Source organism: Bacillus sp. AFS001701 (assembly GCF_002559405.1).
GTDB lineage: Bacteria > Bacillota > Bacilli > Bacillales > Bacillaceae_G > Gottfriedia.
The window spans coordinates 1-9,566 of the sequence record NZ_NTZO01000119.1; the positions used below are offsets into that span (position 1 = coordinate 1).

Here is a 9,566-nt window from a genome sequence, read left to right on the forward strand (position 1 = left end):
ATTAAATTTTCTCATTCTACTCTCCTACTTTACTTTATCTCTATCCATATTTTTCGCTCTAAAAAAACTATAATCCTATCATACAATAATTTTTAACATATTAATATTTCAACACTCTGTTCAATTTTTACCAACCGAACAGAATTGTAATCATTCTAAAACTTCATGAAATTGTTTAAATTTTATAATTACAACTACAGTTTGACTATAATTATTTTATTATAATCAAACTAGCAATTGAATAGCATAGGGGAATTGGTTTTATCTTCTTTTCTACGCATTTTGTAGAAAGGAGGTGCTGCCAATGCAAACACTTGAAACACTTACTCTAATCTTCATCGCAATGACATTTATCGTTGCATTGATCCAATTANNAAAAAAGAAATAGCCCCTATGCTTTTGCTCGGCATGGGCTACTTCTTTGATTTACTCAGATAAAACCATCTCGGCTTATTTAGTTGCCTAGAACGGGTGTAACAGCACTCGTTCTTTTTTAATATATTTTTATTATATCATACGATTCTTTAGATATACTTTGAGTGCATGAATTTTTTGTTAAATATACGAAAATTCTTATTCTATCGCTTTTTCATTGCATTGATCCAATTAGTAGTTAGTATTATCAACGCAACAAAAAAGAAATAGCCCTTATGCTTTGGTCTGGCATGGGCTACTTCTTTTGATATAACTAGATAAAACCATCTCAGCTTATTCAATTACCTAGAACGAGTGTTACAGCACTTGTTCTTTTTTAATATATGTTTATTATATCATACGATTCTTTAGATATACTTTGAGCGCATGAATTTTTTGTTAAATATACGAAAATTCTTATATCTATCGCTTTTTCGTTGCATTGATCCAATTAGTAGTTAGTATTATCAACGCAACAAAAAAGAAATAGCCCCTATACTTTGATCTGGGCATGGGCTACTTCTTAGAACTTACAAGATAAAACCATCTCGGCTTATTAAGTTACTTATAACGAGTGTTAGAGCACTCGTTCTTAATGATAATTTATCATATTTTTTAATCGAAATTTATATAGTATATGTTATTTTTGCGAATTGATAATATTTGACAATCCCAATCAGCTTTAACAGTATTCAATCGACAATTTTCCATATTTCCCGAGAAATTTCCTAACCAAGTTTTGACAAAATCAAAGTTTTTTTAAATAAAATTTGTTGACAGTTGTTTGTAATCTGTAATATTATTTGTTCATCGCAAAACAAACTAGTTTGATTTTATTAAAACTGCAGTATTGAACATATTTGAAAATTTAATTTTAAAAGCATTGATGAGAAATAGTAAAAGTATTAAGTTCTTAAACAGAGAGTTCCCGGTTGGTGCGAGGGGCGTAAGACAATATTTTGAACACATCTCTGAGCTGAGCACCGAACCCTTTTTGGTAGTAGACTGTTTCCGGATTCCCTGCACCCGTTATCGTGCTAGAGTATAGCTTAATTGCTGCACTTGAAGAGGTTGGTATCGTGAGGTATCAATAAATAGAGGTGGAACCACGTGAGTAATACTCCCGTCCTCTAGCTATTTCATATAGCTAGAGGTCGGGAGTTTTTTGTTTTTCAAGAATATTTTAAGGGAGAGAGTAAAATGAATAAAAAATTAATGTCAGCAATGATCATTTGTATGATTTCAATATTAGTTGTTACTGGTTGTGGAAAAGAAAAACGAAATGCAAACGAAGTAGTCGTTGGATTAGATGATACTTTTGTACCAATGGGTTTTAAAGATGATAAAGGTAAGGTTGTAGGTTTTGATATCGATTTAGCAAAAGAAGTATTTAAACGTGAAAATATGAAGGTAACTTTCCAACCAATTGATTGGTCAATGAAAGAGACTGAATTAAAATCAGGTAATATTGATGCAATTTGGAACGGATATTCAATTACAGACGAGCGTAAGAAAAAAGTAAATTTCTCAGATGCATATTTAAAAAATAGACAAGTTATTATCACCCTAGCAAATTCAAAAATAAAAACAAAATCAGATTTAAAAGGTAAAAATGTTGGGATTCAAGAAGGATCAAGTTCTTTAGATGCAGTTAATAAAGATAAAAACTTAGTAAAATCATTTAACGGTAGTAAACCTGTATTATATGAAAATAATAACCAAGCTTTAATGGACTTAGAATCAAAACGTGTAGATGTGGTTGTAGCAGATGAAACATTAGCTAAATATTACATGAACAAAAGAGGCCAAAACAAATACAAAATTTTAGAAGACAACTTTGGTGAAGAAGAGTATGGAATTGGCGTAAGAAAAGATGATGCTGATTTACTTAAAAAAATTAACAAAGAAATTAGTGCTATGAAAAATGATGGTACTTACGACAAAATTTATAAAAAATGGTTCGGTACATTGAAATAAAAGGAGCTTACGATCATGGAGCAAATTACATCTTTATTACCTTCCATGCTTGATGGATTAAAAGTAACGCTAGAGGTTTTCTTAATTACTCTAGCGTTAGCAATTCCACTTGGAATCATCATTGCACTTGGAAGACTTTCAAATATTACAGCAATCAAATCAATTATTAGTTCTTATATTTTATTAATGCGTGGTACACCTCTACTTTTACAATTAATCTTTATCTTTTTTGGTTTACCATTAGTCGGAATTGTATTTGACCGTTTTACAACAGTTATTATCGCATTTGCACTTAATTATGCAGCTTATTTTGGAGAAATATTCAGAGCCGGTATTCAATCAGTTGATAAAGGTCAATATGAAGCAGCAGAGGTTTTAGGCTTGAGTCGCAGTCAAACTTTTAAAAGAATTATTCTGCCTCAAATGACTAAAAAAGTATTACCTCCTGTTTCAAACGAAGTAATTACTCTAATAAAAGATTCAGCTCTTGTATATGTTGTTGGACTTGATGATATGCTTCGGGTAGCTAAAATCGCATCTAATACAAGCGCATCACTATTACCTCTTGTTTTCGTTGGTATTATTTATCTACTACTAACAGCAATTTTAACGAATTTATTTAAACGATTAGAAAATCGATATTCATATTATAAATAAGGAGAGACTAAAAAATGTTAAAAGTAAACAACTTAACAAAACAATTTAATAAACAAACCGTATTAAATGAAGTCTCTTTTGAAGTTAATAAAGGAGAAATCGTTACTCTATTAGGACAATCAGGAGCAGGTAAAACGACCATACTTCGTTGTATTAATGGTTTAGAAAGCTTCGATGGTGGATCAATTGAAATAGATGGCCAAATGATAAAATCTAAAAAGGATCTTTTAAAAGTAAGAAAAAACGTTGGCCTCGTTTTTCAAAACTATAATTTATTCCCACATAAAACAGTAATTGAAAATATTATTGAAGCCCCAACCCTTGTACTAGGTATGAATAAAGAAGAAGCTACAAAAAGAGCAATGGATTTATTAAAACAAGTTGGTCTTAGTGATAAAGCAAATTCATTACCAAACGAGTTATCAGGCGGACAACAGCAACGTGTAGCTATTGCTAGAGCGTGTGCACTACAGCCAAAAATACTTTGCTTTGATGAACCTACTTCAGCACTGGATCCCGAACTAACGAACGGCATTGCTGAGATTATGAAAAAATTAGCAAATGACGGAATGAGCATTCTTGTTATTACTCACGACATGGAATTCGCAAGTAATGTTTCGACTCGTACGCTACTTGTAAAAGAAGGAAAAGTTTTAGAAAGTGCATGAATGTAGCGGAAACTTGGTTATATTTTAAAATATTTGCTTAGATTTTACCTTTTATTCTATCTATCTAAATAATACGAACGTAATTTCAGGTGAATTTAGCATGTTAATTGCAGATTCACCTTTTTTATTTGCAGTTTTGACATTTATAATTGCAGATTCACTTAATTTAATTGCTGTTTCGTCTTTTTTATTTGCAGCACCATCAGTTTATTTGCAGTTCCAACCGATTTATTTGCATCTCTCTTTCTACCTCATCCTTTATTCAATAAATAAGACGCCTCAATAAATAGGCGCCTCTCCACTCATTATTCAATGAAAAAATTTACTAATAAAAGATAATCCCATTATAAAAGCTACAATAAAACATAGAAGCACAAGCCGCTTTTCATGTTTATTAGAAGAGTGCATTTCATCTCCCCCACATTACTTTTTGCCTTGAACATACTCAGCATCAAATAAAAATAGTTTAAATAAGAACAATAGCGATGGAACTAATAGTAGTAACCCTAAGACAAATACAGTTACTAGCATGGTACCGGATGTTTGATTGGTGTATCCATTGTATATCGTAATATATGGATCTAATATATATGGCAAGTGCGCTGCTCCATAGCCGAAAAAAGCAAAGAAGAATTGGAGCATTACAAATATAAAGGCTGTTCCGTAATTTCGTTTTAGTAAAATTAATGATGATGCTATTAGAAAACAAATTAATGATAATAAAAACATCCACCAATAATGATTAACGATATTTTCATAAAATCTAACATTATTATCTCTTAATCCTACAAATATAAGAAAGCTTGATAGGATCGTCGGAACGGTCCAAAACAAAGCATATTGTCTTAATATTGCTAACGCACTTTCATCTTTCGCTTTACTTGCGTAATAGGTTAAAAACGTTGCGCTAATATATAAGACTGAAATGATTGCAATGATTACAACACTCCAGGAGTATATACTTGTTAATAGGTCTTTAGCTAAAAATTGAACGACCCCATTTTTTTCAACTATATACCCTCCTCCGGAAATGGTCAGAACTGTACAAAGTGAAGCGGGAATCAATAGGCCAGTCGCTCCATATAAGAATAAATAAACTTTGTTTTCCTTGGATCCATAATTAGAAAAGGCATAAAACGAGCCTCTAATTGCCAATAGGACTAGCGAAATACTTCCTGGGATTAATAGAGCCGTTCCATAGTAAAATGCAACACTTGGAAAAAAACCTATAATGCCAACAAAGAAAAATACAAAAAATACATTCGTTATCTCCCAAACAGGTGATAAATATCTACTAATCAAATTATTTATTAAGTGATCCTTTTTCGTTACTTTTCCATAATAAGCAAAGAATCCAGCACCGAAGTCAATTGATGCAATAATGATATATCCATATAGAAATATCCATAAAACGATTATTCCTAATAACTCAATATTCAATGTTCACCCTCCTATTCATTGGCTTTGTCTCAAATTCCAGTAATACTCTTTCAAGCTACATGATTTACTTGTTCGTAACTTACGAGAGTTTTTTGATTGAATTTTAAACAGAGCCTATTTTTTTAAACGATATTGAAGTTCATCTTCGGGTGGATTATGAATGAACATTTTTCGAATAACGATGGTACAAAAGACTCCTAAAAATACATACAATACAAAAAATAACCAAAACATACCACCTAGTCCTTTGGCAGTTGTGGCTCCCTCTGAAACCTTCATATATCCTCTTAATATCCATGGTTGGCGGCCAATTTCGGCAATCATCCAACCAAGTTCGATATTGATCATCGCTAATGGTCCAGTCAGCGCTAGTCCACGTAAAAGCCATTTATTATGCATCCAATTTTTCTTCTTGATAGAAAATACAACAAATATGAAGGTCATCGATATTATTAAGCCTACAAATGTCATCTTAATATCAAATAAATAATGTATGAACAAAGGTGGCGTCTCATCTTTTGGAAATTCATTTAATCCAGTTACTGGTGCATTAAAATCTGAGAAAGATAAAAAGCTTAGCAGTTTAGGAATTCGAATTTCATATTTTACTTCATGTGTTTTATCATCTAGTGTTCCGAATAAGACAAAATCTGCCCCTCTTTCTGTCTCAAAATGCCATTCAATTGCGGCTAGTTTTTCTGGTTGATATTTAGCAAGGAATTTTGCTGAAACATCACCTGTGACACCTGTTAAAACGGCAAAAATTAATCCTAGTGTTGCTGCTAATCGAAGCCCTTTTCTTGTGTATTCCGTATTTTTTCCTCTTAAAATTTGAATAGCGGCGATCGACGTTAATATAAGAGCGGATGCAACATATGCAGTAACAATTACATGTAAAGTTTTAGAAGGAGCAGCTGGATTAAACATTGCAGCGATTGGATCGACCGTTTTAATTATTCCATTTTTCAAAGTAAAACCTTGCGGAGTATTCATGAAGGCATTTACTGTTGTGATAAAAAATGCCGACAAAGTTGAACCTAATATAACAGGTAAAATGATCAACCAATGATAAATAGGTTTTTTAAATCGGTCCCAAGTATATAAATAGATCCCAAGGAATATCGCTTCAAAAAAGAACGCGAATGTTTCCATAAACAATGGAAAACTAATTGCTTGACCCGCGATTCTCATAAAGCTCGGCCATAATAATGATAGTTGTAGACCAATACAAGTACCAGTCACTACTCCAACTGCAACGGTAATTGTGTATCCTCTGGCCCACCTTCTTGCCATTAACGTGTAATGTGGATCCTTTTTTAAGATTCCTAACCCTTCTGCAATTGCGATCATTAAGGGTATTCCTACACCAATTGTTGCAAAAATAATGTGAAATACTAGTGTCATACTTGTTAGTAATCTACTGAGTGTGACATTATCCAACTCCATCTGAAATCGCCCCCTATAATATAATATCTTATTGTCCAATGAAATTAATTATTCTAATCAAATGACCGATCAGGTTACGTTTTTATGAATACAATCAATAAAATTGCATTTTAATTTGTATCTATAAAAGTATGTTCCTATAACAATAAAGGTATACGGGGAATCTTAAGTACAAAGAATGTGAATGGGAAAACAAAAAACCACAAGGATAATCTTGTGGTTTCAATGTTTAGACAAAGTCCCAGAAATTTGATTTTCAGACTGATTGCAAGCGCTTGTCTTTCGAGGCACGAAGGCTAGTGAGGAGTGGAGTTACCTCAGACGGTAATGAGCACCGCAGACAGGCGAAGTAACGAAGAAAGCGAGCGTTTGTCAACAGTCTGAAGAACATTAAACTAATTGACTAAACGGACTATACGTTTCTTCCTCCATGAAAATTTATAATATAAAAAGTTTAATCCAAGTCCAACTATAAAAGCTGCCGGATATCCGAACCAAATTCCTTTCATTCCGAGACTTGTGTAATGAGATAAAAGATAGGCTACAGGTACTTCAATACACCATATTACGAATATACTAATAAGCGTTGGCCACAGTACTGCTCCACTGGCACGCATTGTAGACGATAGAATAAATGAATGTCCGAGTATTAAATATCCCCATAACGTAATCATCAATAAACTATTCGCTATTTGTACGGTACTATCATTCGTTAGAAATAAATTTAAGATAGGCTTCGATAAAAAATAAGTGAGTAATACTACTATGCCACCGAGTACATAGTTAAGTAATAATCCTATTTTAATCACTTGGTTTAACCGATCAACCTGATTTGCTCCTATTGACTGAGCAGCAAAAATTGATACTGCGATACCAATACAAATTGATGGCATTTGAACATAACTTACTATCTGATTTACTACCCCATAGGATGCAGTAGCATCTGATCCATATTGATTAACAAAAGTAATAACAGCAATCTCAGAAATCGAAAGAAATACCATATTTATACTCGTTGGAATACCTAGTTTTAAAATTAGTTTTAAAAGTTCAGGATCCATCCTCAAATAGTTTCTTATTGAAGTATCAAGGCGAAGGGGATGATTCGTTTTGTGTAAGTATATGAATAGAACTATACATGTCAAAGCCGTTGAACCTACTGATGCATAAGCTGCCCCATATATTCCTAGCTTCGGTATGCCTACCCAACCAAATACTAATGGTGGTATAAGTGCAACATTTAAAACTGTACTTAATATAAGAAAATAAAACGGTGTTTTTGAATCCCCAATACCTCTCATTAGAGTTGTATACACCATATAGATAAATAACACGGGAATCGACCAAAATAAAATGGAAGCATACTGTGTACTTACATGAAGAATATTTTCAGGAGTTCCTATTAAACTCAAAAGTTTTTCAATAAAAATATTGCCGATGATCGCAAGCACCACTGAGAGAAAAAGAGTAAAAGTAAGAGTCGTTCCAACAATAGCTTTTACTCTTCCTTCAAGCTTTGCGCCATGTGCCTGACCGATTAAAATTGAACTGCCAGAGCCAATTCCAATAATAAATGATACTAAAAAGAAAAATATTGGAAAGAAAGCCGATATTGCCGCTAATGCATTTTCCCCTAACCAATTTCCTATTATAATCATGCTAAAAACCTGACCAATTGACTGCATAATATTACTTAAAAGTAATGGAATTAGAAACATAATCATAGGGCGTAATAAAGTAAATTTTACTTTTTTTGGCTCTTGAGGATTAATCTCAGATGTAATCAAGTCTGATCACCCTTGCTATTGTATGTGTGATATCCTCTTTCACCATAAGGTTGGAGTTTTTCTAACCACTTTTCCTCGAGTCTTTTTAGATCTCCCTTGATACCTAATGGACTAATGTCTTCTTCCTTTAAAATTTCTAATTCCTCAAATACAAATGACTCTTTTCCATATTCATTCCATTCTTGTTGAAGAGTTTTATTTGTACAAGACCCTGCCTCTAATTCAAATTTCTTTCCATTAATTGTTTTTAAATTTTTAGTACTTACTATGAATACTTTTTGATTTTTTATGTTTTTAATTTGATAAATACCTGCTTGAACTTTCGTTTCTTTATATTGCATTTTTAATTCTTTTTTTCTACTCATTTTTAACAACCTTTCTCTTCTAAGCTTTTAACCAATAACTACTGCCATCCGACTTTCGATCAATAAAGCCATATTCAATTAAGTATCTTCTTAACACGACATAATCAGGATAAATAGCTGTCAGTACTTCATTTATCTCTTTTTCTGTATATTTCTTATTTGGTGATAATCTTTTAACGATTTCTCTTAGAACAACAAGCTTTTGTTTTTCTTTTAATGGAAATTTTTTCAATGGTCGATCTATGCCTTCCGGAAAGTATTTTTTTAAGGTTTTTTCCATTTCATCTTCCGTAATGTTATAGCGTTCATCGACCATTTTTGCTGTTTTATGAAGTGGTAAAAAACTTGGCGCATGCTGATCCTTTTCTTTTAAAAGCTCCATCATGACAAGAAATAATTTTGCTTGTCTTTCTTTTTCCTTTAAAACAAAGCGATGATTCCTAATCGTAGATGCGCTACCGATACCAGTTTCTTTTTGAATATCTGTATCACTCTTCCCTTGATAAAAAAGACGTAAAAGATGGTTTTGATGTTCTGTTAATCCTGTTAGTTTTTTATCCAGTTGGATCAAATCATCGAAAACAGAGTCATGACTTTGTTCTATATGAACTTTCATATATTTTTCGGCTTCATATAAAATTCCTGAATCTTGATAAATAATTCCTTTTTCAATTTTTTTACTACAGAGTAAACATAAAAAATGATTCTCCTCTTCGATATATCCTTGTTTTAATTCTTCTATATCTGCATTCCAAAAAACGTCTAAATTTTCCACTTAACAAACACAACCCTTTTTTTGTTTATTATTTACC

The 9,566-nt window shown here is 32.3% G+C and carries 9 protein-coding genes and 1 other annotated feature; of the genes, 4 read left to right on the forward strand and 5 right to left on the reverse strand.

What is annotated here, in order from left to right; translation table 11 throughout:
* Positions 1–1,288 precede the first annotated feature (1,288 nt).
* Positions 1,289–1,548 (forward strand) — a binding site (T-box leader).
* Between the two features lie 66 nt (positions 1,549–1,614).
* The 4 genes from CN514_RS09990 to CN514_RS10005 all read left to right on the forward strand — a co-directional run bounded on the left by CN514_RS09990 (position 1,615) and on the right by CN514_RS10005 (position 4,002).
* Positions 1,615–2,391, forward strand: coding sequence for an amino acid ABC transporter substrate-binding protein (locus CN514_RS09990; protein ID WP_098232442.1), 777 nt, complete (start codon positions 1,615–1,617; stop codon positions 2,389–2,391).
* 15 nt (positions 2,392–2,406) lie between these two features.
* Positions 2,407–3,048, forward strand: coding sequence for an amino acid ABC transporter permease (locus CN514_RS09995; protein WP_098232443.1), 642 nt, complete (start codon positions 2,407–2,409; stop codon positions 3,046–3,048).
* A 14-nt stretch (positions 3,049–3,062) separates the two neighbouring features.
* On the forward strand, positions 3,063–3,716 hold the full coding sequence (locus CN514_RS10000) for an amino acid ABC transporter ATP-binding protein (RefSeq protein ID WP_098232444.1): 654 nt from the start codon (positions 3,063–3,065) through the stop codon (positions 3,714–3,716).
* Positions 3,717–3,816: 100 nt separating this feature from the next.
* Positions 3,817–4,002, forward strand: coding sequence for a hypothetical protein (locus CN514_RS10005; RefSeq protein WP_098232445.1), 186 nt, complete (start codon positions 3,817–3,819; stop codon positions 4,000–4,002).
* Between the two features lie 137 nt (positions 4,003–4,139).
* Here the strand turns inward: CN514_RS10005 and CN514_RS10010 are convergent, their stop codons facing one another.
* The 5 genes from CN514_RS10010 to CN514_RS10030 all read right to left on the reverse strand — a co-directional run bounded on the left by CN514_RS10010 (position 4,140) and on the right by CN514_RS10030 (position 9,529).
* Positions 4,140–5,156, reverse strand: a complete 1,017-nt coding sequence (locus CN514_RS10010) for a cytochrome d ubiquinol oxidase subunit II (RefSeq protein WP_098232446.1) — start codon at positions 5,154–5,156, stop codon at positions 4,140–4,142.
* A 114-nt stretch (positions 5,157–5,270) separates the two neighbouring features.
* Positions 5,271–6,602 (reverse strand): cytochrome ubiquinol oxidase subunit I, encoded by a 1,332-nt coding sequence (locus CN514_RS10015; protein ID WP_098232447.1) that lies wholly within the window; start codon positions 6,600–6,602, stop codon positions 5,271–5,273.
* A 395-nt stretch (positions 6,603–6,997) separates the two neighbouring features.
* Positions 6,998–8,326, reverse strand: a complete 1,329-nt coding sequence (locus CN514_RS10020; RefSeq protein WP_141529348.1) for an MATE family efflux transporter — start codon at positions 8,324–8,326, stop codon at positions 6,998–7,000.
* A 59-nt stretch (positions 8,327–8,385) separates the two neighbouring features.
* Positions 8,386–8,754, reverse strand: coding sequence for a GIY-YIG nuclease family protein (locus CN514_RS10025; protein WP_098232448.1), 369 nt, complete (start codon positions 8,752–8,754; stop codon positions 8,386–8,388).
* Positions 8,755–8,773: 19 nt separating this feature from the next.
* The gene (locus tag CN514_RS10030; protein ID WP_098232449.1) at positions 8,774–9,529 is read right to left on the reverse strand and encodes a DUF2087 domain-containing protein; all 756 of its coding nucleotides are present in this window, start codon (positions 9,527–9,529) and stop codon (positions 8,774–8,776) included.
* Between the last annotated feature and the right edge of the window lie 37 nt (positions 9,530–9,566).

What these genes read in the sequence shown, in the direction of transcription:
- CN514_RS10000 (WP_098232444.1), top strand. Translation starts at nt 3,063, where the DNA reads ATGTTAAAAGTAAACAACTTAACAAAACAATTTAATAAACAAACCGTA.
- CN514_RS10020 (WP_141529348.1), bottom strand. Translation starts at nt 8,326, where the DNA reads ATGATTATGTTTCTAATTCCATTACTTTTAAGTAATATTATGCAGTCA.
- CN514_RS09990 (WP_098232442.1), top strand. Translation starts at nt 1,615, where the DNA reads ATGAATAAAAAATTAATGTCAGCAATGATCATTTGTATGATTTCAATA.
- CN514_RS10005 (WP_098232445.1), top strand. Translation starts at nt 3,817, where the DNA reads ATGTTAATTGCAGATTCACCTTTTTTATTTGCAGTTTTGACATTTATA.
- CN514_RS10025 (WP_098232448.1), bottom strand. Translation starts at nt 8,754, where the DNA reads ATGAGTAGAAAAAAAGAATTAAAAATGCAATATAAAGAAACGAAAGTT.
- CN514_RS10015 (WP_098232447.1), bottom strand. Translation starts at nt 6,602, where the DNA reads ATGGAGTTGGATAATGTCACACTCAGTAGATTACTAACAAGTATGACA.
- CN514_RS09995 (WP_098232443.1), top strand. Translation starts at nt 2,407, where the DNA reads ATGGAGCAAATTACATCTTTATTACCTTCCATGCTTGATGGATTAAAA.